General features: G+C 67.6%; 18 protein-coding genes. 8 read left to right on the top strand and 10 right to left on the bottom strand.

All coding sequences use genetic code 11. From position 1 onward, the window contains the following. Nucleotides 1–5: 5 nt before the first annotated feature. Nucleotides 6–695, bottom strand: coding sequence for an ABC transporter ATP-binding protein (locus I6I07_RS19930; protein ID WP_006395833.1), 690 nt, complete (start codon nt 693–695; stop codon nt 6–8). Then, entirely contained in the window at nt 688–1,920 is a 1,233-nt protein-coding gene (locus tag I6I07_RS19925) for a lipoprotein-releasing ABC transporter permease subunit (protein ID WP_006395835.1), read from the bottom strand. The genes I6I07_RS19930 and I6I07_RS19925 overlap by 8 nt, the downstream gene beginning before the upstream one ends. A 190-nt stretch (nt 1,921–2,110) precedes the next feature. Between I6I07_RS19925 and I6I07_RS19920 the strand changes: the two genes are divergently transcribed. Together I6I07_RS19920 and recJ are read left to right on the top strand one after the other, a co-directional pair. Then, nucleotides 2,111–3,049, top strand: coding sequence for a hypothetical protein (locus tag I6I07_RS19920; RefSeq protein ID WP_198483379.1), 939 nt, complete (start codon nt 2,111–2,113; stop codon nt 3,047–3,049). Beyond that, nucleotides 3,031–4,731, top strand: coding sequence for a single-stranded-DNA-specific exonuclease RecJ (gene recJ / locus I6I07_RS19915; protein WP_198483378.1), 1,701 nt, complete (start codon nt 3,031–3,033; stop codon nt 4,729–4,731). Before I6I07_RS19920 ends, recJ begins: the two co-directional genes overlap by 19 nt. A 110-nt stretch (nt 4,732–4,841) precedes the next feature. Here recJ and I6I07_RS19910 read toward each other — a convergent pair whose 3' ends face one another. After that, nucleotides 4,842–10,658: an autotransporter outer membrane beta-barrel domain-containing protein gene (locus tag I6I07_RS19910; protein ID WP_198483377.1), complete on the bottom strand. Its 5,817-nt coding sequence runs from the start codon at nt 10,656–10,658 to the stop codon at nt 4,842–4,844. Nucleotides 10,659–10,827: 169 nt separating this feature from the next. Further along, entirely contained in the window at nt 10,828–12,138 is a 1,311-nt protein-coding gene (locus I6I07_RS19905) for an MFS transporter (protein WP_198483376.1), read from the bottom strand. A 298-nt stretch (nt 12,139–12,436) separates the two neighbouring features. Here I6I07_RS19905 and prfB point away from each other — a divergent pair. From prfB to I6I07_RS19885, 4 genes are all read left to right on the top strand, one after another. Then, nucleotides 12,437–13,541 (top strand): peptide chain release factor 2 gene (gene prfB / locus I6I07_RS19900; RefSeq protein ID WP_104021788.1). Its coding sequence is split into 2 segments (ribosomal slippage): nt 12,437–12,517 and nt 12,519–13,541, totalling 1,104 coding nucleotides; the frame shifts between segments, so codons are not numbered across the junction. A gap of 42 nt (nt 13,542–13,583) precedes the next feature. Next, the gene (locus tag I6I07_RS19895; protein ID WP_198483375.1) at nt 13,584–14,339 is read left to right on the top strand and encodes an SDR family oxidoreductase; all 756 of its coding nucleotides are present in this window, start codon (nt 13,584–13,586) and stop codon (nt 14,337–14,339) included. A gap of 10 nt (nt 14,340–14,349) precedes the next feature. Continuing rightward, nucleotides 14,350–15,873, top strand: a complete 1,524-nt coding sequence (gene lysS / locus I6I07_RS19890; protein WP_198483374.1) for a lysine--tRNA ligase — start codon at nt 14,350–14,352, stop codon at nt 15,871–15,873. 15 nt (nt 15,874–15,888) lie between these two features. Then, a complete protein-coding gene (locus tag I6I07_RS19885; protein WP_054429919.1) occupies nt 15,889–16,212 on the top strand; it encodes a hypothetical protein in 324 nt (107 codons plus the stop codon). A gap of 60 nt (nt 16,213–16,272) precedes the next feature. Here the strand turns inward: I6I07_RS19885 and I6I07_RS19880 are convergent, their stop codons facing one another. Next, entirely contained in the window at nt 16,273–17,784 is a 1,512-nt protein-coding gene (locus I6I07_RS19880) for a PLP-dependent aminotransferase family protein (RefSeq protein WP_198483373.1), read from the bottom strand. 179 nt (nt 17,785–17,963) lie between these two features. Here I6I07_RS19880 and I6I07_RS19875 point away from each other — a divergent pair, with 179 nt between their 5' ends. After that, on the top strand, nt 17,964–19,211 hold the full coding sequence (locus I6I07_RS19875; RefSeq protein WP_198483372.1) for a benzoate/H(+) symporter BenE family transporter: 1,248 nt from the start codon (nt 17,964–17,966) through the stop codon (nt 19,209–19,211). Further along, complete coding sequence (locus tag I6I07_RS19870) at nt 19,208–20,035, top strand: YggS family pyridoxal phosphate-dependent enzyme (protein WP_006395849.1); 828 nt, start codon at nt 19,208–19,210, stop codon at nt 20,033–20,035. Before I6I07_RS19875 ends, I6I07_RS19870 begins: the two co-directional genes overlap by 4 nt. Nucleotides 20,036–20,048: 13 nt before the next feature. On the opposite strand, the gene I6I07_RS19865 is transcribed toward I6I07_RS19870, so the two are convergent. From I6I07_RS19865 to I6I07_RS19845, 5 genes are read right to left on the bottom strand one after another with little or no spacing between them, the layout of a single operon-like run. Beyond that, nucleotides 20,049–20,702, bottom strand: a complete 654-nt coding sequence (locus I6I07_RS19865; protein ID WP_198483371.1) for a TetR/AcrR family transcriptional regulator — start codon at nt 20,700–20,702, stop codon at nt 20,049–20,051. After that, nucleotides 20,699–21,853: a thiolase family protein gene (locus I6I07_RS19860; RefSeq protein WP_198483370.1), complete on the bottom strand. Its 1,155-nt coding sequence runs from the start codon at nt 21,851–21,853 to the stop codon at nt 20,699–20,701. The genes I6I07_RS19865 and I6I07_RS19860 overlap by 4 nt, the downstream gene beginning before the upstream one ends. Beyond that, entirely contained in the window at nt 21,850–23,703 is a 1,854-nt protein-coding gene (locus tag I6I07_RS19855) for an AMP-dependent synthetase/ligase (RefSeq protein WP_198483369.1), read from the bottom strand. The genes I6I07_RS19860 and I6I07_RS19855 overlap by 4 nt, the downstream gene beginning before the upstream one ends. Next, nucleotides 23,700–24,494, bottom strand: a complete 795-nt coding sequence (locus tag I6I07_RS19850; protein ID WP_198487604.1) for an ABC transporter ATP-binding protein — start codon at nt 24,492–24,494, stop codon at nt 23,700–23,702. Before I6I07_RS19850 ends, I6I07_RS19855 begins: the two co-directional genes overlap by 4 nt. 40 nt (nt 24,495–24,534) lie before the next feature. After that, nucleotides 24,535–25,716: an ABC transporter substrate-binding protein gene (locus tag I6I07_RS19845; RefSeq protein WP_198483368.1), complete on the bottom strand. Its 1,182-nt coding sequence runs from the start codon at nt 25,714–25,716 to the stop codon at nt 24,535–24,537. Between the last annotated feature and the right edge of the window lie 13 nt (nt 25,717–25,729).

The following is a 25,729-nucleotide window of genomic DNA, read 5'->3' as shown; positions in this document are numbered from 1 at the left end:
CGGCGTCAGCCCGAAACCAGCTTGCCGTTTTCCATCAGCAACTGGCGGTCGGCGCGCGCCGCCAGCTCGGGATCGTGGGTGACGATCGCAAATGCCGTGCCCGACTCGCGGTTGACCCGCGTCAGCAGTTCGAACATGTTGTGCGCGGTGTGGCGGTCGAGGTTGCCGGTGGGCTCGTCGGCCAGCACGCAGACCGGGCGCGTCACCAGCGCGCGCGCCAACGCCACGCGCTGGCGTTCGCCGCCCGACAACTGGCCCGGATAATGGCCTTCGCGCGCCGCCAGGCCGACCAGGCCCAGCACCTCGCGCGCCGCCTCGCGGGCCTTGTCGCGGTTCTCGCGCCGCACGATCAGCGGCATCGCCACGTTGTCCAGCGCCGAGAATTCCGGCAACAGGTGGTGGAATTGATAGACGAAGCCCAGGCTGCGATTGCGCACCTGGCTCTTCTTCGCTTCGGTCAGCCCGACGGCCAGCTGGCCGTCGACCGAGACCGAACCGCTGCTGGGCACGTCGAGCAGGCCCAGGATATGCAGCAGCGTGCTCTTGCCGGAACCGGACGCGCCGACGATGGCGACCATCTCGCCGCGCGCCACGGTCAGGCTGACGTTGCTCAGCACCTCGATGCGGGCCGGGCCCTCGTCGTAGATCTTGACCAGCTTGTCGGCCTGCAGCGCCGGAGTCAGGGTATCAGTCATGGCGCAGCACCTGTGCGGGTTGCAGGCGCGAGGCGCGCCAGCTGGGGTACAAGGTCGCCAGCAACGACAGCACCAGGGACGTCACGCCGATGGTCACGATGTCGCCCATCTGAGGATCGGACGGCAAGGCGCTGATGAAATAGATCTCGCGCGGCAGGAAGTGCACGCCCAGCAGGCGCTCGATGAACGGCACGATCACATCGACGTTGTAGGCGATGAGAATGCCGCCGGCCACGCCCAGCAGCGTGCCGATAACGCCGATCAGCGCGCCCTGCACCAGGAAGATGCGGGCCACTTCGCCCGGCCCGGCGCCCAGCGTGCGCAGGATGGCGATGTCCGACTGCTTGTCCTTGACCGCCATCACCAGCGACGACAGCAGGTTGAACGCGGCCACCGCCACGATCAGCGCCAGGATCAGGAACATCATGCGCTTTTCGGTCTGCACGGCGGCGAACCAGGTGCGGTTGTTGCGCGACCAGTCGCTCGCCATGACGTACGGCGGCAGCACGTTACGCAGTTCGGCCGCGACTTCGGGCGCCTTCTGCATGTCGGCGATGCGCAGGCGCACGCCGGCGGTGCCGCTGTCGCGGAAGACCTTGGCGGCGTCGTCGTTGTCGACGAAGGCCAGCGAGGAATCGTATTCGTAGTGGCCCGACGAGAACACGCCGACCACGGTGAACTGGCGCATGCGCGGCGCGAAGCCGGCCGGGCTGATGGAACCCTGCGGCGCCAGCATCAGCAGCGTGTCGCCCACCTTCACGCCCATGCCGTCGGCCAGTTCGTTGCCCAGCACCACGCCGAAACCGCCCGGCTTCAGGTCGGTCAGCTTGCCCGCCACCATCTGCCGCGGCAAGTCCGAGACATTGCCCTCGGTGGCCGGGTCGATGCCGCGCACCTGCACGCCGCGCAGGGCCTGGCCCCGCACCAGCATGCCCTGCGCCGCCACGAAGGGCGCGCCGGCCTTGACCTCGGGGTTGCGCTTGGCGGCATCGGCGAACTGCTGCCACTGCTCGAGCACCCGCTCGGGCGCGGCGCCCGGGATATAGAGCTCGATGTGCGGCAGCACCGACAACATGCGGTCACGGACCTCTTTCTGGAAACCATTCATGACCGACAGCACCACGATCAGGGCGGCGACGCCCAGCGCGATGCCGGCCATGGAACTGGCGGCGATGAAAGAGATGAAGCGATCGCGGCGGCCGCGTCGCTGGCGGATCCGGGCCAACCCGGCATAGCGGGCGCCGATCCAGAGTTCGTAGGGTATTTTCAGCACGAGCGCATTATGGCATTAACCGGCCCTAAAACCGTCCCCGGAATGCGGGAATGGAAGACAAGCCATGACAAGCTATGGCAAGCGGGGCCGGGCTTAGTTCCCGGGCTGGGTCGACATCCCGCCAGCGACTACAATCGCGGCCATGCTGATCGTCATTCCGGGCGCCTTGCCCGCCCTTCCCGTCGCCGCAGAACTGGCCAAGCTGCTGCCCGAGCGCGCGCCCACGCTGCACCGCTGGCTGCAAGCCGGCAGCGCCCGGGTCCAGGCCCACGATATCCGTGCCCAAGGCTGTACCGCGTTCGAAGCCTGGCAATTGCGCCAGGCGGGCTACACGCCCGAGGCCGGCCTGCTGCCGGGCGCAGGTCTGGGCCCGCTGCTGGCCCCCGGCCAGGCCGCGGACGGCCCCGTCTGGCTGGCCGAACTGGTCCACCTGGCCCTGGGCGCCGACCAGGCCACGTTGCTCGACCCCGCCCTGATGGAACTGCGCGACGAGGAAACCGCCGCGCTGCTGGACACCGCCCGCCCCCTGTTCGAGGGCACCGGCTTCGCGGTCGACGCGCTGTCGGCCACCCGCTGGCGCCTGCGCCTGCCGGACGGCCTGCGGCCCCAGACCGCCAGCCCGCTGGCGGTGGCCGGCCAGCGCCTGAACGACTGGTGGCGCCAGGACGCCGAAACCCGGCCCTGGCGCCGGCTGCTCAACGAGATCCAGATGTCCTGGCACGAGCATCCCGCCAATGAATCCCGCGCCGCGCGCGGCCTGCCGCCCGTCAACGCCCTCTGGCTGTATGGCGGCGGCACCCCGTGGGCCGTGCGGCCGGCCGGCCAGGAACAGGTCATGACCGACCTGGACGGGCCGCAACGCGCCGGCGACTGGGCCGCCTGGCTCGACGCGCTGCCCGCGCTCGACCGGCGCCTGCGGCCGCTGGCCGGTCCCAAGGGCCTGCCGGACGCGCCCGCCGAACTGCTGCTGCTGGGCGACGACCGCAGCGCCACCCTCACCCTGAAACCGCGCGGGGGCCTGCTCCGCTTGCTGCCCGCGCCCAAGAAAAACTGGAGCGCCTGGTGGTCTCACCCCGCTTAACCATCCGCCGCGCCGACCTCGCCGCCTGCCATGCCCTGGAAGCCTCGGGCATCCACCCGCTGCTGGCGCGCCTGTGGGCGGCCCGCGGCGTCACCCATCCCGACCAGACCAAGCTGGCCTGGCCCTCGTTGTTGCCGCCGGCCGGCCTGACGCATTCGGCGCACGCCGCCGGCGTGCTGGCCGACGCCATCCAGGCCGGCAAGAAGCTGCTGATCGTGGCCGACTACGACTGCGACGGCGCCACCGCCTGCGCGGTCGGCCTGCGCGCCCTGTCGGCCATGGGCGCCGACGTCGACTTCCTGGTGCCGAACCGCTTCGAGACCGGCTACGGCCTGTCGCCCGCCGTGGTCGAGCTGGCCTGCCGCCACCGCGCCGGCAAGCCCGACATCATCATCACCGTGGACAACGGCATCGCCAGCGTCGACGGCGTGGCCGCGGCCAATGCCGCCGGCATCGGCGTGGTCATCACCGACCACCACCTGCCCGGCGACACGCTGCCGGACGCCCTGGCCATCGTCAACCCGAACCAGCCGGGCTGCGGCTTCCCGTCCAAGAACCTGGCGGGCGTCGGCGTCATCTTCTACATGATGCTGGCGCTGCGCGCCGAGCTGCGCCGCCGCGGCGTCTACGCGCCCGATGGCGGGCCGCGCCTGGATGCGCTGTCCGACCTGGTGGCGCTGGGCACGGTGGCCGACGTGGTCAAGCTGGACGCCAACAACCGCCTGCTGGTGACGCAGGGCCTGCAGCGCATGCGCAGCGGCCGCCTGCAACCGGGCCTGCGCGCCCTGTTCGCCGTGGCCGGCCGCGAGCCGCGCGCCGCCAACGGCTTCGACCTGGGCTTCGCGCTGGGCCCGCGCATCAACGCCGCCGGCCGCCTGGCCGACATGAGCCTGGGCATCGCCTGCCTGACCACCGACGACGAAGCCCAGGCGCTGGAAATGGCGCGCGAACTGGACAACATCAATCGCGAACGGCGCACCATCGAAGCCGAGATGCGCGAACAGGCGATGGCCGCCATGGAGGCGCCCGACGCCGCGCCCGGCGCGACGGTCTGCGTGTTCGACCCGGGCTGGCACCAGGGCGTGGTCGGCCTGGTGGCCTCGCGCCTGAAGGAAAAATTCTGGCGCCCCACCCTGGCCTTCGCGCCGGCCGGCGACGACGAGATCCGCGGCTCGGGCCGCTCGATTCCCGACGTGCACCTGCGCGACGTGCTGGACCTGGTGTCCAAGCGCCACCCCAACCTGATCCGCAAGTTCGGCGGCCACGCCATGGCGGCCGGCCTGACGCTGGGACGCAACGACTTCCCGGCCTTCGCCCCCGCCTTCGACGCCGCGGTGCGCGAGCTGACGGGCCGCGACACCTTCGAGCCCGTCATCGAAACCGACGGGTCGCTCGAATCCGGCTACGCCAACGCCGAGGTCGCCGGCCTGCTGCAGCAGCAGGTCTGGGGCGCGGGTTTCGCCGCCCCGCTGTTCCTGGATGAATTCGTGGTGCGCAACCAGCGCCTGGTCGGCGAGAAGCACCTGAAGCTGTCGCTCGAACGCGGCCAGCAGCGTTTCGACGCCATCTGGTTCGGCCACGACCAGTCGCTGCCCGAACACATCCAGGCGGCCTACCGGCTGGAACAGAACGTGTGGAACGGAATGGTGTCGGTGCAGTTGGTGATCGAACACGCCGGGTGATGCGGCCAGCCCGCGCGGGCTGGCTGTGGGCCCTGGCGGCAAAAGGCCGTCCCGCCCATTCGGCATGGGGAGGGACGGCCCGTGCGCCCAGGCTGGGCGCCCCCGATGGCTTAGAACTGGTACTTCAGGCTCAGGCCGCCCTGGGTGTCACGGTAGCGGTGGTCGCCCTGTTGATGGGTGACATTGGCTGACAGCGCGAGGTTGTCGCTCAGGTTGCCCGAGACCGCGACCTTGACTTCGCCGACGTTATCCGCGCCGAGAATCCAGTTGCGATTGGCGCCCATCGCGACCCCGTACTTGTTGGTGTTGTGCAGCCAGTTCAATTCGAGCGCGGTCTCGACTTGGCCGGCAAGGCTGGCGCTGGCGGCGGCCGGCTTGCTGACCATGGCCAAGCGCGCCCCGAGGCGGGTCTGGATGTTGCCATCGCCTTCGCCCTTGACCGTGGTCGGGCCCGCGTCTTGCTGCACGAAAGTCTTGGCTTTGACGCCGCCGTACAGGACTTGCGCTTGCGGCCGCACGCTGAAGCGGTGTTCGCGGCCGCCGTGGCTGGTGAAGGACGTCACGTCGATGGCATAACCGGCTTCGATCGAGGCGGTCATGCCGTCGGCCTTGTACTTCTCCTTGAGGCCGCTGCCTTGAGCGCTGTTGTCGAAGTCGTTGTAAAGCAGCCAGCCATCGACGTACGCGCCGCGATGGCTTTGGCCGTCCTGGTACCAGGTGCCATACACGCCAACGCTATAGCCGTCGACTTGACCGCGGGCGTTGCCGGTTGCGGCGTTGCGGGTTTTGCTGCGCTGTTGGCCATGGCCCGCCATGACGCCGACGCGCCACGCATCCTGGCCGTTCATGCTGCCCGCGATGATCGAGCTACCCAATTGCAGCAGGCTGCGATCGGCGCTGAAGCGGTTTTCGCCATCGAACATCATGCCGTGCGTGGTTCCCCCTGCGACCCGCGCCCAGACCCGGCCGCGCGCGCCGGTGACCGGGTCGACGGATTCGCCGCTTTCACGGTCGCTCAAGCTGGTGTTGAACAGCGTGTTCGCCGCCAGCAGGTTGCTGGCATAGGCACCGAACAAGGGACTGACGTTGTGATTCCTGATGTCGTCGGAGTCCGGCGCCGCCTGTTTCGCGCTGGTCAGATACCAGATACCGTTTGCTTTCTTATCGGCATTTTCCTTGCTGTGAAGCGAATAGACATACCCCCCCGCGGTCACGTCGTTGGCAAGCGCGAAGGTATCGGTGCCGGCACTGCCGCCGACGGCGGTGATGAGGGTAATGCCTTCCACGGTCTGACCGCCCTTGCCGCCTTCGTTTTCGACGGTCACCAAGGTCTTGCCGCTGGCTACGCCCTGGATGATGAGCTTGTCGGCGGGGCTGCTGTCATCGCCCAGTACGGCGCCCAAGGTCAGCGCGCTGGCATCCTTGCCTTCCCAATCGCCGTCGATGGTGAAGGTCTGAGTGGCGCAAGTGTCGCAGTTCTTGAGATTGAGCGTGCCGCCGTTGAGGAACTTTCCCCTCCCGCCGCCGGTGCCGAGTTTCAGGACGACCGGGGTGGACACCGGCGTCCCGTTGGGTTTCACATCGTTGAATACGATGGTCCCCTGGTTCTCGATCCCGGCGAAGTTCTGGTTGGTCGCGCCCAGGTTGAGCGTGGCGCCCGGCCGGATGATCACATTGCTGGTATTGGCGATTGCATTGGCAACCGCGGTCTTGAGCGTGCCCGCCTCGACGGTGGTGGCGCCGGTATAGGTGCTGACGGCAGCCAGTTCCAGCGTGCCCGCGCCTTTTTTGGTCAGGGCTTTGCCATCCCACTTGAAATCATTGGTGGCCACATCCACCCCCGTCACATCGGCCAGGGCCGTCGCCAGTCTGAACGTGCCGTTTTCAGCGATGGTGAAGTTGCCACCCGATTTCTTTTTATCGGCCTCATTCCAGCGGAGTTTGTAGCTGAGTTCCAGTTTCTTGGCGTCGCCCGTCGCGACCTTGAGGCTGGGCGTCAGGTAATCGATCTCGGTCGCGCCCGTATCGAACACGGTGACCTTGGGCGTGCCGTTGAGATGGATACCGTTGGTATCGTTACCGGCCGGCCCGGTGGCGGGCAAGGTCAGGATGGCCTTGGGCGTGTCCAGCGCTTCGCTGGTGGCAGGCGGATTCGCATCGGTCAGCTGGATGGGATCGTCAGCGGCGATATTCAGGTTGCCATCTTCATTGATGTAGTCCTTCAGGGTGTCGGCGCCAAGCGGCTTGCCAGCCGTGATGGTCAGCGGCTTTGTGGACGGAATCGTCGAGACCAGGGTGTCCGCCAAGCTGCTCAGGACCCAGATGCCCTCGTTGATCTTGCCGGTTGCGTCTTTTCGGCCCTGCCTGAGCTTGTAGACGTACCCGCCCGCGGTGACCGGGCTGTCCAGCACGAAGGCATTGGCCACGCTGCTACCGGTGGTGATGAGGGTGATGCCGCCATCGGCGGTGGTTTCGCCCCCCGCGCCGCCGACATTGCGGACCTTGACTCGGGTGGTGCCGGTGGCTGCGCCAGTGATGTCGACCTTGTCGGTGTTGCTGTCGTCGCCCGCCAGTGCGGCGGTCAGGGAAATCAAACTGCCGACATCGCCGAACCAATCGCCTTGGACCTGGAAGGTTTTGCCAACGGTGCCGTCGCCGGTGTCGAGTTCGAGCGTGCCGGCGTTGCCGACGTTGCCGGCCAAGCTCATCGGGCTGGCACCCTTCTTGCCCTCGCCCATGTCGTTGAACACGATGCGGCCGCGGTTGGTGATGGCGCCGGGATTGTTGCCGCCCACGGATTGGGCATATCCGCCCAGGTTGAGCGTGGCGCCGTTGGCGATCGTCAGATTGGCGCTCGTGGCGAACGTATTTTCGGCGCCGGCTTTCAGTTCACCCTGGTTGATGATCGTGTCGCCGGTGTAGCGGTTGCCAGCTGTCAAGACCAGCGTACCCAGGCCGTCCTTGGTCAGGGTCTTGCCATCCCACGGCAGGGTGGTGCTGGTGTTCGCACCCACATCGGCCAGCGCCGCGCCAAGCGCGAAGCTGCCGCCGGCAACGGTGAAGGTGCCGTGCGCTTTGTCGGCCGTTTCATTCCAGCTGAGCTTGTAGCCGGCTTGCAGCGTCTTGTCGTCCTGCGATTTAGACACGTTGGCCGTCACATAATCGGGTTGCGCCGCGCCGTTGACGGTGACCTTGGGCAGATCGCCCTTGATGGCGCCGGTGACGCTGGTGATCCCGACGTCGCTCTTCTCCGCCTCGCTGATGCCGGCCATCGTCATGTCAAGGGTCACGCCCTCGGCGAAGATCATGTCTCCCTCCGCATTGACGACATACTTCGCCTTCTCTTCGGCGGTCAGCGCCCTTGAGAAATCGAAAGGCAGCGTGGTGCCTGCCTCGATCGTGGGAGGAATGGCATGGTCAATATCCTGCTGCTCACCGGCAGGAGGGTTAACCGCAGGAGGATTAACGGCAGGCGGGTTAACGGCTGGCGGGACGGGCTGAGCCCCATCACCATCATTATTCTTGGCGCTGCTCAAGTACCAGACTTTATGGTTGGCCGAATCGGCCTTGTTGAGAAGCGAATAGACCAGGCCGTTGGCGGTGATGGTGTCGGTGTTCAGGGTGAAGGCGCCGTTTTCGCTACCGTCGCCAGCGGTGATCAGAGTGATACCGTTCGTGGTGCCCGTCGTCCCTGCGCCGTTGATGTTGCGCACCTGGACTTTGGTGGAACCCGTGGCGGCGCCCGTGATGTCGACTTTGTCGGTGACACTGTCGTCGCCGTTACCGAGGACGGCGGCCAGTTTGATCAGGCTGTTGGTGCCGCCGACCCAATCGCCGATGATCTTCAGTGTCTTGCCAACGGCATTGTCGCCGTTGTCGAGATCGAGCGTGCCGGCGTTGGTCAGGTTGCCCGTCAGACTCACCGCGTTCGAGCCGGCCTTGCCGGCATTCATGCTGTTGAACAGGATGGTGCCATTGTTGGTGACGGCCCCGCCTGCGCTCACGGCCTGGGAAAACCCGCCGAGGTTCAAGGTGGCATCCGCGGCAATCGTCAGCGCGCTGCTTTTTGCGAACGCGTCCGCCACCCCGGCCTTCAGCACCCCCGCGTTGATCGTGGTGGGACCGGTATACAGGTTTGCCGCCGTCAACTGCAACACGCCGGGCCCCGCTTTGGTCAGGCTCTTGCCATCCCATGGCGTGGTGGTGTTGGTGTTCGCGCTCACATCGGCCAGCACCGCGCCCAAGGTAAAGTCGCCGCCTTCGGCAATCGTGAATGTGCCGTGCGCCTTGGCGGGGTCTTCGAGCCAACTGAGTTTGTAGGTGGCCTGGTAGCCGATGGGGTGGGCCGCTATCACAGGCAGGTTGAGGCCGAATTTATCAGCATCGACCTCCGCCTGGGTCCGTTCCCCGCCCATGGCGATGCCGGATGCGAACGTCAGGTAGTCGACGGGCGATTTGTCGGTGACGGCAATGCCGCCGACGGCAGTCTTGGCGAAATCGCCCTCGACGAAGACTTCCGAGTTGAGTTGATTCTCGGTAACGAACAGGAACTGATCGGCCGCGCTGCCATCGGTGATGCCGGCCAGGTTGAACGTCGTGCCGGTTTTACTGATAGTGGCTTTGCTGTTGTTGAGGACAAGCCGGAAACTTTCCGGATTGCTGGATTTCGTGCCGTCGCCGTTAAGCGCACTGCGGGCAATGACGGAGAGGGTGCTGCCATCCTTCAAGACCAGATCGCCGATCCGGGTTTGGCCCTTTCCCGACACCATCAGCGTGGCGCCTTCGCCAACGGTGAGTTGCGGCATGCGCATGCGACCCTGCACTTCAGTCGAAAAATCGGCGGGAAACGAGCTGGCCAGCGGCTTCCTGAGTATCGGCCCTTGGTTGATGCTGGCGTAACCTGTGAAGTACCTTCCATTCAAATCAATCCACTCTGCTGCATTATTCAAGATATGCAGCATGCTGCCGGACGAGCCGGCAGGCGCATCGAGCAGCACGCTGCCGTTGATGATGGAGCCCATCTCAAGCGTGAGCAGGTTATTGCCGCCGGTAAAGTGGAGAGCCTCCCCATAGCGGCCATGGCCCCCGCTTTCCTGGGCATCGCCTCCTGCTTTGCCAATGCCCTGCCGCCCAAAGCCGGGCGTTCCAGCACTGATTGATCCTGCGGGTTTGGCATCGGTAAACACAATGTCCAGGTCGCTGCCCACAATGGCGGCGCCGCCATTGCCGCCATTGCCGCCCTTCGACGCCGGCAAAGCGTTTCCTTCGGTATCTACGGTATTGGCGCCGCGCCCATTCACGCCATTGCTGCCCGCGCCGCCCTTGATTGAACCGCCGTCGATAATGATTCGGAGATTGCTGCCATGAATGGCATCCGCGCCGTTGGCGCCATTTTCGCCAACCTGGATGACGGGGGCCCCCGCCTTGCCGCCGACAAGGGAAGAGGGAGTATTTATTTGCACCAAGTTGCTGTCGCGCAGTGAACCGTCTTGCGTTGTGAAGACGTACGCCGTCTTGCCATCGGTCGCGGCCGCATAGGGCGCATCAGCCCCGGCAGCCTTGCCGTTGTCGCCATCCAGCCCGGTCGGCTGCGTCTGCACGACAAACGGCGTGTTGTCCTTGGTCAGCAGGATGCTCTGGGTGCCGGCAAGGGTCGCAGGCGCTTCCGCTGCCGCCTCTACCGCATGCACACTGGCCGCCTGCCCCGAGAGGGCCAGGGCGACGTAGAGGGCGGTGGTGGTCTTGCGGGGGATGAAACGCCTGGAGTGGGTGTGGCTTCGGGAAAGCCGGGTCGGTAGGCGGAAAGCAGAACGCGAGGAAGCAACGGTCATGATGGTTTTGAACTCCGCGGCCACTTCGGTCAGAATGACCAAGGCCGAGCTGCAAATTGCCGGGAAAACATGCATGAATGAGAATGATTCATTCACGCATTACGTCCCAGCATTTTCGGCACAAAACAGGCGGAAAGTTTCGTTGTCGCCGCGAAGCAAGACCAAATGACGCTCGGTGCCGTAAAAGAAAACGGGCGCATCCGCGAGGATGCGCCCGTGTCGCTTGCAGGCCCCGGCAAGCGGGGCCGTCGCGCCTGGTTGGCGCCTACTTGTTGACCAGCTTGGCCGGTTGCGCCAGCGCCACCAGCGCGCCGACCACCAGGCATGCCGACAGCATGTACAGGCCGGTGTTGGTGGTGCCGGTCGCGTCCTTGAGCCAGCCCACCAGGTAGGGGCTGACGAAGCCCGCCAGGTTGCCCACCGAGTTGATCAGCGCGATCCCGGCGGCGGCGGCCGTGCCGCCCAGCAGCGCGGTCGGCAGGCTCCAGAACAGCGGCAGCACCGTGCAGATGCCGATGTTGGCCACCGTCAGCGCCAGGATGGCCAGCACCGTGTTGCCGCTCCAGATCGCCGAGAACAGCAGCCCCACCGCGCCGCACAGCGCCGGGATGGCCACGTGCCAGCGGCGCTCGCGGTTGCGGTCGGAGTTGCGCGCGATCAGGATCATGCCGATCACCGCGAACAGGTTGGGCACCGCGGTCAGCAGGCCGATCGCCAGCGGGCTTTGCACGCCCGTGCTCTTGATCAGCGTCGGCATCCAGAACCCCACGCCGTACAGTCCCATCACGAACGAGAAGTAGATCAGCGCCATCGCCCACACCCGCGGACGCGTCAGCGCGGCGCGGATCGGCGGGTCTTCCTTGTGCTGCTCCTCGGCCGCGATATTGCGGATCAGCACCGCCTTTTCATTGGCGGTCAGCCACTTGGCCTTGTTGATGCGGTCGTCCAGGTAGATCAGCACCAGCACGCCGATGATCACCGACGGGATGCCTTCGAGCAGGAACAGCCACTGCCAGCCCGACAGGCCGTGGCCGCCATGGAAGGTGCTCATGATCCAGCCCGAGATCGGGCCGCCGATCAGGCCGGACATCGGCACCGCGGTCATGAAGAAGGTGGTGATGCGTCCGCGGCGGGCGGCGGGATACCAGTAGGTCAGGTAGAGGATGATGCCCGGGAAGAACCCGGCCTCGGCCGCGCCCAGCAGGAAACGCAGGAAATAGAACATGTGCACGCTGGACACGAACATCATGCACGCCGAGATGATGCCCCAGGTGATCATGATCCGCGCGATCCAGATGCGCGCGCCGACTTTGTGGAGGATGATGTTGCTGGGGATCTCGAACAGGAAGTAGCCGATGAAGAAGATCCCCGCGCCCAACCCGTACACCGTCTCGCTGAACTGGAGTTCCTGCAGCATCTGCAGCTTGGCGAAGCCCACGTTGACGCGGTCCAGGTAGGCCACGACATAGCAGACGACCAATAGCGGCACCAGCCGCCACCCCACTTTGCGGTAGATCCGGTCCTCCTCAGCCGCCGGGATCGCCGGCGAGACCCCGGGGGCCATAGTGTGTTCCATCAACGTCTCCTCCTCTAACGGGACAGGCCGGCTGTTTACCGGCGGCTTGCCGGTCCCGCGTCCCGCGGCGGGGACATATGGGCCGGCAGATCAAGCCTAGAACCCCATAGTTGACAAAAGACTGAACAACTATGCCCTCTGCGCGCAAACCCCTAGGACCCGGCCGACGGATCCGGACGGCTCCCCGCCGGAACGGCGTTTCATCCCAATCCGTCCCCCTGAATACGGGCGGGCCCCACGGGCCTGCGTCTTACACGGTAAAATGCCCGGTTTCGCACAAAAGTCATCAGGAATCATCATGGAAGCCGAACGTCAGAACCAGCTCGCAGCCCGCCTCGCCGACTACGCGGAGCGCGAACAGGCTCTACGGAGGTATCTTTGACTACGATGCCAAAGCTGAACGCCTGCAAGTCGTAAACGCCGAGCTCGAAGACCCGGCCGTCTGGAACGACCCCAAGCACGCCCAGGACCTGGGCCGTGAAAAGAAAGCCCTCGAGGACGTGGTGGAAACGCTCACCGGCCTGGGCATGGGCCTGGCCGACTCGAACGAGCTGTTCGAACTGGCCGCCGCCGACAACGACGACGCCACCCTGGAATCCATCGAACTGGACGCCAACGCCTTCCAGGAAAAGCTGGAAAGCCTGGAATTCCGCCGCATGTTCTCCAACCCGGCCGATCCCCTGAACTGCTTCCTGGACATCCAGGCGGGCGCGGGCGGCACGGAAGCGCAGGACTGGGCCTCGATGCTGCTGCGCCAGTACCTCAAGTACGCCGAGCGCAAGGGCTTCAAGGCCGAGATACTGGAAGAATCCGAGGGCGAAGTCGCCGGCCTGAAGTCGGCCACCATCAAGATCGAGGGCGATCACGCTTTCGGCTACCTGCGCACGGAAACCGGCGTGCACCGCCTGGTGCGCAAGAGCCCGTTCGACTCGTCGGGCGGCCGCCACACCTCGTTCGCCAGCGTGTTCGTCTACCCCGAGGTCGACGATTCCTTCGAAGTCGAAGTGAACCCGGCCGACCTGCGCGTGGATACCTACCGCGCCTCGGGCGCGGGCGGCCAGCACATCAACAAGACCGACTCGGCCGTGCGCCTGACGCACATCCCGACCGGGATCGTGGTGCAGTGCCAGAACGACCGCTCGCAGCACCGCAACCGCGCCGAAGCGATGCAGATGCTGAAGTCCAAGCTGTACGAACTGGAAATGCGCAACCGCATGGCCGAGCAGCAGAAGCTGGAAGACTCCAAGACCGACGTGGGTTGGGGCCACCAGATCCGCTCGTACGTGCTGGACCAGAGCCGCATCAAGGACCTGCGCACCAACGTCGAAATCTCCAACACGCAGAAAGTGCTGGACGGCGACCTGGATCCCTTCATCCAGGCCAGCCTCAAGCAAGGCGTGTAAGTTCCGCGATACTTCCGTCCACCGTACCCCGAGGGTTCACGCATGTCTGACACCATCGCAATTCTCACCGGCGCTTCGCGCGGCATCGGCGCCGCCATGGCGCGCGGCCTGGCCAAACCGGGCACCCGCCTGATCACCCTGGCGCGCCGCGAAGACCCCGAGCTGGCCGCCTACGCCCGCTCGCAGGACGCGCAGCTGGAACAGCTGTCCGTGGACCTCTCGGACCTGGCCGCGGCCGAGGCGGCCGCGCGCCGCATCTGCGACGCGCTGCCGCGCGACGCCAGCCGCTACCTGCTGATCAACAACGCCGGCACCGTGCACCCCGTGTCCGGCACCGACGCGCTGATCGACGGCCCGGCCATCGCCGCCGCCTTCAACCTGAACGTGACGGCCGTGATGCTGCTGACCGCGCGCTTCCTGGCCGCGGTCGCGGACCTCAAGGCCGACCGCCGCGTGCTCAACATCTCGTCCGGCGCCGGCCGCAACCCCAACGCCGGCTGGGGCGTGTACTGCGCCACCAAGGCCGCGCTCGACATGTACTCGCGCGTGGTCAAAGAAGAACAAGGCGAAGGCGGCGCGCGCGTCGTCTCGCTGGCGCCCGGCATCGTCGACACCGACATGCAGGTCGCCATCCGCGCCAGCGACCCCAAGAGCTTCCCGGCACTGGCCAAGTTCCAGGACTTCCACGCCAGCGGCAAGCTGTCCGCGCCCGCCAACGTGGCCTCCCGCATCCTCGCCTACCTGGATCGCGACGACTTCGGCACCACCGAAATCGACGACATCCGCAATTACGACTGATCCCCCGACCATGACCGACCACACGACCGCTCCGGCCCCCGCCCAGGATGAAAACCGCTTGATCGCCGAACGGCGCGCCAAGCTGGCCAAACTGCGCGAGACCGGGGTCGCGTATCCCAACGATTTCGTCCCCGACGCCCGCGCCGCGGCCCTGCACGACAAGTACGACGACCAGGAGCAGGAAGCCCTGGCCGCCGCGCCCGTCACCGTCAAGGTCGCCGGCCGCATGATGCTCAAGCGCGTCATGGGCAAGGCCAGCTTCGCCACGCTGCAGGACAGCACCGGCCGCATCCAGATCTACCTGGACCGCGGCACGCTGGGCGAAGACAGCTACGCCGCGTTCAAGCAATGGGACATTGGCGACATCATCGCGGTCGAAGGGTCGGTCTTCAAGACCAACAAGGGCGAACTGTCGGTGCACGCCGCCACGGCGCGCCTGCTGTCCAAGTCGCTGCGCCCGCTGCCGGACAAGTTCCACGGCGTGGCCGACCAGGAACTGCGCTACCGCCAGCGCTACGTCGACCTCATCATGACCGACGCCACGCGCCGCACCTTCGAGGCGCGCAGCAAGACCGTGGGCAGCATCCGCCAGTTCATGCTGAACGCCGGCTTCCTCGAAGTCGAAACGCCCATGCTGCACCCGATCCCGGGCGGCGCGGCGGCCAAGCCCTTCGTCACGCACCACAACGCGCTGGACATGGAGATGTTCCTGCGCATCGCGCCCGAGCTCTACCTCAAGCGCCTCATCGTCGGCGGCTTCGAACGCGTGTTCGAGGTCAACCGCAACTTCCGCAATGAAGGCGTGAGCCCGCGCCACAATCCGGAATTCACGATGATGGAGTTCTACGCGGCCTTCGCGGACTACCGCTGGCTGATGGACTTCACCGAGGAACTGATCCGCCAGGCCGCCATCTCGGCCACCGGCAGCGCCGTGCTGACCTACCAGGAACGCGAGCTGGATCTGTCCAAGCCGTTCGACCGCCTGACCATCTGCGAAGCCATCCTCAAGTACGCCCCGGGCTACACCCAGGCGCAACTGGACGACCCGGCCTTCGTGCGCGCCGAGCTCAAGAAGCTGGGCGCCGACGCCGACGGCCCGGTGCTGTCGCGCGCCGGCCTGGGCGCGCTGCAACTGGCGCTGTTCGAGGAAACGGCCGAAGCCAAGCTGTGGAACCCCACCTACATCATCGACTACCCGGTCGAAGTGTCGCCGCTGGCGCGCGCCTCCGACAGCCGCGAAGGCATCACCGAGCGCTTCGAGCTGTTCATGACGGGCCGCGAGATCGCCAACGGCTTCTCCGAGCTGAACGACCCCGAAGACCAGGCCGAGCGTTTCCGCTCGCAGGTCGAGGCCAAGGATGCCGGCGACGAGGAAGCGATGTACTACGACGCCGACTACATCCGCGCGCTGGAATACGGCATGCCCCCGACGGGCGGCTGCGGCATCGGCATCGACCGCCTGGTCATGCTGCTGACCGACAGCCCCAGCATCCGCGACGTCATCCTCTTCCCGCACCTGCGCCGTGAAGACTAAGACGCGGGCGGCGTCATGATCGTCAAGATCCTGATGCTGGCCGCGGTGGTTGCGGCGCTGTTCTTCATGGTGATGCAACCCCGCCGCGGCCGCGGCGGCTACGCCACGGGCCCCGCGCCCGTGCGCCGCACGCCGCTGTTCATCGCGCTGTGCCTGGCCACCGCGCTGGCCCTGACCGGCACGCTGGTCACGGCGGTGATCTGGATGGGCAGCGTCGCTGGCGGCGTGACCGGCGGCGGCTACCACGGCGAAGCCGATTTCCTCCTGACCATCGCGGCCGCCCTGCTGGCGATCGCGGTGGCCTGCGGCGTCGGCGCCTTCCTCAAGCGCAAGGGCTGATGCCCTGATCCCGCGCGACGGGCCGCTCCAGCGGCCTCCGTCCGCGGCGCCGGGCCCGCCCTACCCCTTCCTCTTTATCGCGACCGCCAGGCGCCGCATGGCGAGGTCGATCTCGTGCGCGCTGAGCGAGGCATAGCCCAGCAGCCAGCCTTGCAGCGCGGGCGTGCCCGCATACAGACGCGCCAGGCCCGGCAGCACCAGGCCGGCCTGCGCGGCGCGGCGGATGGTGTCCGCCTCCGACCATCCCGGCTTCAGCAGGCAGGGCACCTGCAGCCCGCCCTCGGGACGCAGCGCCCGCGCCACCCCCGCCAGGTGCTTGCCGACCGCCTCCAGCATGGCCTCGCGCCGCGCCGCGTACAGCTTGCGCATGGCCCGCACGTGCGCGTTGTAGTGGCCGTCGGCCATGAAACGCGCCAGCGTCAGCTGCAGGATCTGCGGCGTGTGGCCGTCGACGATGCTGCGCGCGCGGCTGAAGGCGCCGACCAGCTCGTCAGGCAGGGCCATGTAGCCCATCCGCAGGCCCGGATAGAGCGTCTTGCTGAAGGTGCCCAGGTAAATCGTGCGGCCGTGCCGGTCCAGCCCCTGCACGCAGGCGGTCGGCAGGCCGTCGTAGTGGAATTCGCTGTCGTAATCGTCCTCGATGATCCACTTGCCGCTCTCGGCGGCCCAGCGGGTCAGGTCGAGCCGCCGTTCCAGCGACAGCGTCGCCCCGGTCGGATACTGGTGCGACGGCGTCACGTAGACGCAGCTGGCGCCGCTGCGGTCGGCCCGCAGCAGGTCGGTGCGGATCCCCTGCGCGTCGACGTCGATCGGCACCACCCGGGCCTCGGCGAATTCGAACGCCTTGCGGGCGCCGAAGTAGCCGGGGTTCTCCAGCAGGATCGGTTTGCCCGCGTCCACCAGCAACTGCGCGCACAGGAACAGCGCCTGGCGCGTGCTGCTCAGCACCACGATCTGCTCGGGGCGGACCTTGGCGCCGCGCTCCAGGTTCAGGTAGGTCGCGATCGCGCGGCGCAAGGGCTCGGCGCCTTGCGGGTCGCCATGCAGCAGCACCGTGCCGCGATGATCCTTCATCACCTGCCTCTGCAGCCGTTCCCACACCCCGGTCGGAAAGGTGCGGGTCTCGGGCAGGCCGGTGGCGAACGCCTGGATCGTCTGCTGGTCGGCCACGCCGCCGCTGTCGAAGATCGCGCGCCCGCGCCGGCTCATGCCCGCCGCCGGCGCGGCCGGTTGCGGCGTCTCGGGTCGGCGCTCCCGGACCGCGGGACGGCGCCGCGCCGAGCCGCGCAGTTCGGTGCCGATCATCTCGGACACGTAGCTGCCCGAGCCCTTGCGCCGCGCGATGAAGCCATCGCGCTGCAACTGCACGTAGGCGTTCTCGACCGTGTCGCGGGCCACGCCCAGCGACTGCGCCAGCGCGCGCGTGGCGGGCAGTTTCACGCCAGGGTCCAGGTCGCCGTCCAGCACCAGCGCGCGCAGGGCGCGCTGGATGCGCAGATGCAGGTCGAGCGGCGCCAGGTCGGCGTCGCCCATGCGGATCTTCAGGGTCTCAAGCGCAAAGGTCTTGCTCATGTGGCCTGCCCGAAGGCGATGAAAGCGTCGATGAAAACCGACCATTCTAGTCGCGGCCGGATACGCCGGGATGAAAAAAGTGGTCTGGTCTTGGCATCCGAAGTGTACGGTCATGACAGGCCAATACGGCGCTACAAAGTGGGCTGCCACTCAACCCTTCCCGCATCCCCTCGCCCCCCATGTCCTCCCCCAGCGCCTCCTCCCTGCTTCCGCGCGATCTCGTCCATCCCATCGTCGCCGGCCTGATCTCGGTCATCGTCAACTACGGCGGCACCTTCATCCTGGTGTTCCAGGCCGCCAAGGTCGCCGGTCTCAGTCCGGCGCTGACCGCCTCCTGGGTCTGGTCGGTGTCGATCGGCGTGGGCATCACCGGCATCGTGCTGAGCTGGCTCAGCCGCGAACCGGTCATCACCGCCTGGTCCACGCCCGCCGCCGCCTTCCTGGTCACGGCCCTGGCGACCACGCCGTATGCCGAGGCCATCGGCGCCTACCTGATCTCGGCCGCCGCCTTCGTCCTGCTCGGACTGTCCGGCTATTTCGACAAGGCCATCCGCCTCATCCCCCCGGGCGTGGCCGCCGGCCTGCTGGCGGGCATCCTGCTGCCGTTCGGCATCGGCGCCTTCGGCGGCATGAGCCTGGACCCGCTGCTGGTGGGCTGGCTGATCCTGGCCTACGTCGCGCTCAAGCGCTACACGGCGCGCTACGCCGTGGTCGGCATCCTGGTGTCCGGCCTGGCGCTGCTGCTGGCGCAGGACCGGGTCGACCTGTCGGGGCTGCGGCTGGAATTCGCCGCCCCCGTCTTCACCGCGCCCGCGTTCTCGCTCAATGGACTGCTGAGCGTGGCGCTGCCGCTGTTCCTGATCACGCTGACCGGCCAATACATGCCCGGCATGCTGGTGCTGCGCAACGACGGCTTCAAGACCAGCGCCAACCCCATCGTCACCCTCACCGGCCTGGGCTCGCTGCTGATGGCGCCGTTCGGCTCGCATGCCTTCAACCTGGCCGCCATCACCGCCGCCATCTGCACCGGCCGCGAAGCCCACGACGATCCGTCCAAGCGCTGGATCGCCGGCATCGCCGCGGGCGTCTTCTACATCCTGGTCGGCATCTTCGGCGTGACGCTGGCCGCCGTGTTCATGGCGCTGCCGGCCGCCTTCATCACCACATTGGCGGGCCTGGCCCTGCTGGGCACCATCGGCGGCAGCCTGGCCAGCGCCCTGGCCGATGCCAAGTCACGCGAGGCCTCGCTCATCACCTTCCTGGCGGCCGCCGCCAACATCAAGCTGTTCGGCATCGGCGGCGCCTTCTGGGGCCTGGTGATCGGCCTGCTGGCCCACGCCCTGCTCAATGGCCGCCTGCCCTGGCGCGCGGCCCGTTACACTGCATCGACGCGTTCCGACTCCGCGCACAAGCAACTGGTGAAATGATGACGACTTCCCCCGACAGCGCCGCGGCCACGCCGGCCGACGGCGACACCCAGACCCGGCACGACCAGCACGGCCGCTACCCGCAGGCCCTCAGCGTCGAGGATTTCCAGCACAACCTGGCCACGATCCACGCCCGCATGGCGGCCGCCTGCCATCGCGCCGGACGCGACCCGGCCAGCGTGCGGTTGCTGCCGGTCAGCAAGACCATGGACGAATCCCGCATCCGGCTGGCCCATGCGGCCGGCTGCCGCCTGCTGGGCGAGAACAAGGTGCAGGAAGCGCACCGCAAATGGGAGAACACCACCGACCTGGCCGATCTGCGCTGGTCGGTCATCGGCCACCTGCAGACCAACAAGGCCAAGCTGGTGGCGCAGTTCGCCAGCGAATTCCAGGCGCTGGACAGCCTGCGGCTGGCCGAGGCGCTGGACCGGCGCCTGCAGGCCGAGGGCCGCGCGCTGGACGTATTCGTGCAGGTCAACACGTCCGGCGAGCCCAGCAAGTATGGCCTGGCGCCCGATGACGTGGCGGCCTTCATCCAGGCGCTGCCGGCGTATTCCGCGCTGCGCGTGCGCGGCTTCATGACGCTGGCGCTGTTCTCCAGCGAGGCCGAACGCGTGCGCCAGTGCTTCGTGCTGCTGCGCGGCCTGCGCGACCGCCTGCGCCAGGAAGCGCCCGCGGGCATCAACCTGGACGAACTGTCGATGGGCATGTCCGGCGACTTCGAGATCGCCATCGAGGAAGGCGCCACCCTGGTGCGGGTCGGCCAGGCGATCTTCGGCGCGCGCGCGCTGCCGGACAGCCATTACTGGCCGGGCAGCGCCTGACCCGCCGGGCGTTTCATGCCACCGGCCAGCGCCCCGCCCCCTCCGGCAACGCCGGCAGGCTGGCCCGCAGCATCTCATCGATGAACGCCGCCGGCCGCAGCCGGCCGTCGGGCTTGTACCACTGCACCGTCAGGTTCATCGCGCCCAGCACGCAACGCTTGATCACGCGCGCATCGCCGCGCAGCAGGCCGGCGGCCACCGCCGCCGCCACCGCGTCCTGCCACATCGCCTCGTAGCGGTCGCTCAGCACCTTGACGCTGGCCTGGCTCGGCGCCGACAGGCTGCGCCACTCGTAGACCAGCGCGTTCATCGCATCGCCGCCGGCGCCGTGCAGCATGCTCCACATGTGCACGCGGAACAGCGCCGCCAGCCGGTCGGCGGGCGCCTGGTACAACGCCAGGGCCTGGCGGCCGGCATCCAGCACTTCCTGGATGCCGTTGTTCATCACCGCCACCAGGATTTCCTCCTTGCTGCGAAAGTGATGGAACAGGCTGCCGGACTGCAGGCCCACGGCCCGCGCCAGCTCGCGCACCGTGGTGCGCTCGTAGCCATGCTTGCGGAACAGGCGGGCCGCCGTCAAGATCACTTCGGCGCGGCGCAGCGATTCCGCGCCGTCCTCGTGCCCGGCAGGCGTCGCGCCCGGCCCTGCCCTGTCGATCCGGATCATAGGCGTTCGATGATCGTCGCGGTCGCCATGCCATGGCCGATGCACATGACCTGCAGGCCGAACTGGCCGTCGGTGGCGCGCAGCCCCGCCAGCATCTTGGCCATCAACGCCGCGCCGGTCGCGCCCAGCGGATGGCCATGGGCGATGGCGCCGCCCCACGGATTGACCTTCGACGGATCCGCGCCCAGCGTCTTCAGCCAGGCCAGCACCACGCTGGCGAAGGCCTCGTTGATCTCGATCCAGTCGATGTCCGCCAGTTGCAGGCCGGCGCGCGCCAGGGCGCGTTCGGTCGCGGGGATGACGCCGGTCAGCTGCAACACCGGATCCGAGCCGATCGCCACGCGGGCGCGGAACCGCGCTTGCGGCCGCAGCCCGTCGGCCAGCGCCACGGCGCGATCCGCCAGCAGCACCGCGGCGGCGCCGTCGGCCAACTGGCTGGCCTGCGCCGCCGTCACATTGCCCTGCCCGGGCGCGCGCAGGGCTGGCGCCAGCGCCGCCATCTTGGCCGGATCGGCGCGCTCGCGGATGCCTTCGTCGCGTGCCGGCGTGCCGGCCGGGCCCGGCAGCAGTTCGGCGTGGTGGCCCGCGCTGGCCGCCTGCCAGGCGCGCGCGTGGCTTTGCATTGACCACGCATCCAGTTCTTCGCGGCTCAACTGCCACTGCTCGGCAATACGCTCCGCGCTCTCGATCTGGTGGATCAACGGATGGCGTTGCAGCAGTCCGGGGTTCAGCGACTCGAAGCCGCGGAACTCGCGCTGCCCCAGCGTCACGTCCAGGAACATGGGCACGCGGCTCATGCTCTCGACGCCGCCCGCCACCACATAGCGCATATCGCCCGCGGCAATCGCCTGCGCCCCGACATGCACGGCCTGCTGGCTCGATCCGCACATGCGGTTCAAGGCCATGCCCGGCACCGTTTGCGGCAAGTCCGCCAGCAAAGCGGCCAGGCGGCCGATGTTGGCCCCCTGCTCGCCCGCCTGGCTGACGCAGCCCGCCACCACGTCGTCCACCTGCTCCGGCGGCAGCCCCGCGCGGGCCAGCACGCCCTGGATGGTCAAGGCCAGCAAGTCATCGGGCCGGGTATCGGCCCACCAGCCGCCGCGCCGCCCGAACGGGGTGCGCACCGCTTCCACGATCACCGCTTCGTTCATGCCGGCGTCTCCTCGGCGTACAGCCGTTCGATCTCGTCCGCGTAGCTGCGGTAGATGCTGGCGCGCCGCACCTTCATGGTCGCGGTCACCTCGCCATCGTCATGGTCCAGTTCCTTGGTCAGCAGATGGAAGCGCTTGATCTGCGCCACGGGCGCCAGCCCCGCGTTGGCGCGCGCCACCTCGCCGGCCACCAGCTCCCGCACCTGCCCGCACTCGGCCAGCGAACGGAAATGGGTGAAGGCGATGCGCTGCGATTCGGCCCACTTGCCCACCGTCTCGAATTCCAGCTGGATCAGCGCGGCCACGTAGCGCCGGCCGTCCGCGACGACCACGCATTCCTTCACGTACGGGCTGCTCTTGACCGCGTTCTCGATCTCGGATGGCGTCAGGTTCTTGCCCCCCGCCGTGATCATGATGTCCTTCAGGCGATCGACGATGCGCAGCTGGCCATCCCGCACCGCGGCCACGTCGCCCGTGTGCAGCCAGCCGTCGCGCACCGCGTCGGCGGTCGCGGCCTCGTTCTGGTAGTAGCCCGCGAACACCATCTCGCCGCGCATCTGCAATTCATCCGCCTCGCCCAGGCGCCACTCGACGCCCAGGATCGGCTCGCCCACCGTGCCCGCCTTCACGCGGTCAGGATGCTGGCCGAAGATCATGCCGGTCGACTCGGTCAGGCCGTACACCTCCACCAGCGGCACGCCAAGATTGCGGAAGTAGCGCACCACTTCCGGCGCGATCGGCGCCGCCCCCGTCATCGCCACCCGCACGCGCCGCAGGCCGATGAAATTCTGCAGGGCGCGCAGCACCAGCCAGTACCACAACGCATAGGTCAGCCGTTCGCCCGCATTGCGCTGGCGCGCCGACTTTTCCGCGAACGGCGCGCAGGCCGCCATGGCCCGCCGGTAGAGCCAGCGTTGCAGGCGCCCGGCCTCCTGCATCTTGATCGAGATCGACGCGTGCAGCTTCTCCCAGATGCGCGGCACGCCCAGGAACACGGTCGGCGCCACCTCGCGCAGGTCTTCCTGCACGGTGCGGATCGATTCGCCGAAATTGACCTGCGCGCCCAGGTAGATGGGCACGAACGTCGACAGCATCTGCTCGGCCACGTGGCACAGCGGCAGGTACGACAGGTGCACGCTGGCCGCGTCCATGCCCAGGCGCTCGGCGATGCCCGGCGCCACGCCGCGCATGTTGCGATAGCTCAGCATCGCGCCCTTGGGCTTGCCGGTGGACCCCGAGGTATAGATCATCAGGCCCAGGTCATCCAGCCGCTGTCCGTCCAGCACGCTGTTCAAGGCCGGCAGCGCCTGGGCCTCCATCCGCTGGCCCTCGGCCTCCAGCTCCGCGAAGGCGACGATGCGGTCGCGCTCGGCCGGCGCGTACGAGCGCAGGCCCTTGGTTTCCATCACCACGATGCGCCGCAACAGCGGCAGGCGATGCGCCACCTGCAGCACCTTGTCGGTCTGCTCCTGGTCCTCGCACACCACCAGTTCGACGTTGGCGTGCTCCAGCACATAGCCCATTTCCTCGGCCGGGCTGGTCGCATAGACGCCGACAGCCACGCCGCCGACGGCGCCCGCGCCCAGCTGCGTCAACAGCCACTCCAGCCGGTTCTCCGCCACGATCGCGACGCGTCCGCCGCGCGACAGGCCGGCCGCCTGCAGGCCCAGCCCCACGCGGCAGGCGCGGCGCCAGTACTGCGCCCACGACACCGGCTGCCAGACGCCGAAGTCCTTCTGCCGCACGGCGATGCCCTCGGGCTGGCGGCGCGCCTGCTCGCGCAGCATCTGCGGCAGCGTCAGCGCCGGCCAGGCGTGCGGCGCACGGCCAGGATCGAGCGGCCCGTTCATGACAGCCAGCGCTTGCGGCGCTTGTAGTGCTTGATATCGCGAAAGCCGCGCGCCTCGCCCGACCCGCCCACGCCCAGATAGAACTCGCGCACGTCGGGGTCGGCCGCCAGTTTTTCGGCCGTGCCGTCGATCACCACCTTGCCGGTCTCCATGATGTAGCCGTAATGCGCCACCGCCAACGCCACCGACGCGTTCTGCTCGACCAGCAGCATCGATACTCCCTGCTCGCGGTTGATGCGCGCGATGATCGAAAAAATGGTTTCCACCAGCATCGGCGACAATCCCAGCGACGGCTCGTCCAGCAGCATCAGCTTGGGCTGCGCGATCAACGCCCGCCCGATCGCCAGCATCTGCTGCTCGCCGCCCGACAGATAGCCCGCCAGGCCGCGGCGGCGTTCGTACAACCGCGGAAAATAGCCATACACCAGGTCGAAGTCGGCCTTGGCGCCAGCCCTGCCGCTGAGCGCGTAGGTCGCGGCCACCAGGTTTTCCTCGACCGTCAGGTCCTCGAACACACGGCGCCCTTCCATCACGTGCGCCAGCCCGGCCCGCACCAGGTTCTGCGGTTTCGCGCCGGCGGTGTCGCCGCCATCGAACAGGATGCGCCCGCGCGCCAGCTCGCCGTCCTCCAGGTCGAGCAGGCGCGACACCGCCTTCAGCGTGGTCGACTTGCCGGCGCCGTTGCTGCCCAGCAGCGCCACGATGGCGCCGGCCGGCACCGACAGCGACAGGCCGCGCAGCACCTGCACCGCCTTGTTGTAGACCACTTCGATGTTGTTGATGTCCAGCACCGTCGGCGGCGACGCAGCGTGTCCGGGATTCACGGGCGCCTCACTGCAGCACGATCCAGTCGGAAGCCGGCACCATCTGCTTCTGCCTGGTATCGGCGCGGTAGATGCGCCCCACCGGAATCGAATTACCCTTGATGCTGATCGGCACGCCGATCAGCCCGCCGGTGTCGAAGTCCTTGATGCCCTCCAGCGCGGCCTTCATGTTGGCGCTGGTCAGCTCCTTGCCCGCCTCCAGCGTGCGCTTGGCGACCTCGGTGAACAGCATCGCCGCCAGGAAGCCCTGCATGTAGCCGGTGCTCTGGTACTGCGGCCGCATCTCGCGGATCTTCTTGAGCATCGGCGCGTCGGCCGTCTCGTCGTAGTAGTAGCGGTACGGCATCACGCCCATGAAGCCCTCGGCGTCCTCGCCCATCTGCATCACGGTGGAGTTGTCCATGGTCCAGAACGTGCCCATGTAGCGCGTCTTCAGGCCCATGCGCTTGCCCTGCCCGACGAATTCGGGAATCGGCGCCAGCACGTAGCCGTGGAAGATGGTGAAGTCCGGATCGGCGCGGCGCAGCTTGATGACCTCGGTCGACACATCGACGCTGCCCGGCGGCGTCATGATCTCGGTGGCCACCGTCAGCCCCAGCTTCTGCGCCACCGCGCGCGAACTGGCGATCGGGTCACGGCCGAACTCGGTGTCCGAATACACGAACGCCACCTTGGCGCCCGGCTTTTCCTTGGCGATGTAGCGCAGCAGGATGCCGAACATCTCCGTGTAGTCCGGCCCCAGCATGAACTGCGCCGGATACTTGGCCGGGTCATTCAGCTCGGTCGCGAACGAGGCCCCGGTCATCAGGATGTTGCCCGAGCGGTTCAGCTCGGCATTGATGGTCTTGGAGAACCCGGTCGAATCGCCGTAGTAGAAATTGACCTTGTTCTGGCTGGTGATCTTCTTGAAGGCCGCCACCGACGCGTCCACCTTGTAGGCGGTGTCCTCCGGCACGTAGCGCAGCTTGCGGCCCTTGATGCCGCCCTGGTCGTTGACGATCTTGACATAGTCGGTGATGCCGGCGTGGATGCCCTGCCCGGCGAACGCGAACACCCCGCTCAGCGGGATCGAGCCGCCCAGCACCAGATCCTCCTCGGCCTGGGCCGCCGGCGCCGCGGCCAACGCCAATGCCACGCCCAAGGGCGCCAGCAACTTCGATAAACCGCTGCCTATCCGGATGCGCTTCATGGTTTCGTCTCCT

Source organism: Achromobacter deleyi, from assembly GCF_016127315.1.
GTDB lineage: Bacteria > Pseudomonadota > Gammaproteobacteria > Burkholderiales > Burkholderiaceae_B > Achromobacter > Achromobacter insuavis_A.
This window is presented reverse-complemented; position numbering and strand designations above follow the sequence as displayed.

Excerpts from the sequence above, each read along its gene's own strand:
- I6I07_RS19860 (WP_198483370.1), bottom strand. The coding sequence starts at position 21,853 with ATGAACGAAGCGGTGATCGTGGAAGCGGTGCGCACCCCGTTCGGGCGG.
- I6I07_RS19930 (WP_006395833.1), bottom strand. The coding sequence starts at position 695 with ATGACTGATACCCTGACTCCGGCGCTGCAGGCCGACAAGCTGGTCAAG.
- I6I07_RS19885 (WP_054429919.1), top strand. The coding sequence starts at position 15,889 with ATGATCGTCAAGATCCTGATGCTGGCCGCGGTGGTTGCGGCGCTGTTC.
- I6I07_RS19855 (WP_198483369.1), bottom strand. The coding sequence starts at position 23,703 with ATGAACGGGCCGCTCGATCCTGGCCGTGCGCCGCACGCCTGGCCGGCG.
- I6I07_RS19875 (WP_198483372.1), top strand. The coding sequence starts at position 17,964 with ATGTCCTCCCCCAGCGCCTCCTCCCTGCTTCCGCGCGATCTCGTCCAT.
- I6I07_RS19880 (WP_198483373.1), bottom strand. The coding sequence starts at position 17,784 with ATGAGCAAGACCTTTGCGCTTGAGACCCTGAAGATCCGCATGGGCGAC.
- I6I07_RS19905 (WP_198483376.1), bottom strand. The coding sequence starts at position 12,138 with ATGGAACACACTATGGCCCCCGGGGTCTCGCCGGCGATCCCGGCGGCT.
- I6I07_RS19865 (WP_198483371.1), bottom strand. The coding sequence starts at position 20,702 with ATGATCCGGATCGACAGGGCAGGGCCGGGCGCGACGCCTGCCGGGCAC.
- I6I07_RS19895 (WP_198483375.1), top strand. The coding sequence starts at position 13,584 with ATGTCTGACACCATCGCAATTCTCACCGGCGCTTCGCGCGGCATCGGC.
- I6I07_RS19870 (WP_006395849.1), top strand. The coding sequence starts at position 19,208 with ATGATGACGACTTCCCCCGACAGCGCCGCGGCCACGCCGGCCGACGGC.
- I6I07_RS19845 (WP_198483368.1), bottom strand. The coding sequence starts at position 25,716 with ATGAAGCGCATCCGGATAGGCAGCGGTTTATCGAAGTTGCTGGCGCCC.
- lysS (WP_198483374.1), top strand. The coding sequence starts at position 14,350 with ATGACCGACCACACGACCGCTCCGGCCCCCGCCCAGGATGAAAACCGC.
- I6I07_RS19920 (WP_198483379.1), top strand. The coding sequence starts at position 2,111 with ATGCTGATCGTCATTCCGGGCGCCTTGCCCGCCCTTCCCGTCGCCGCA.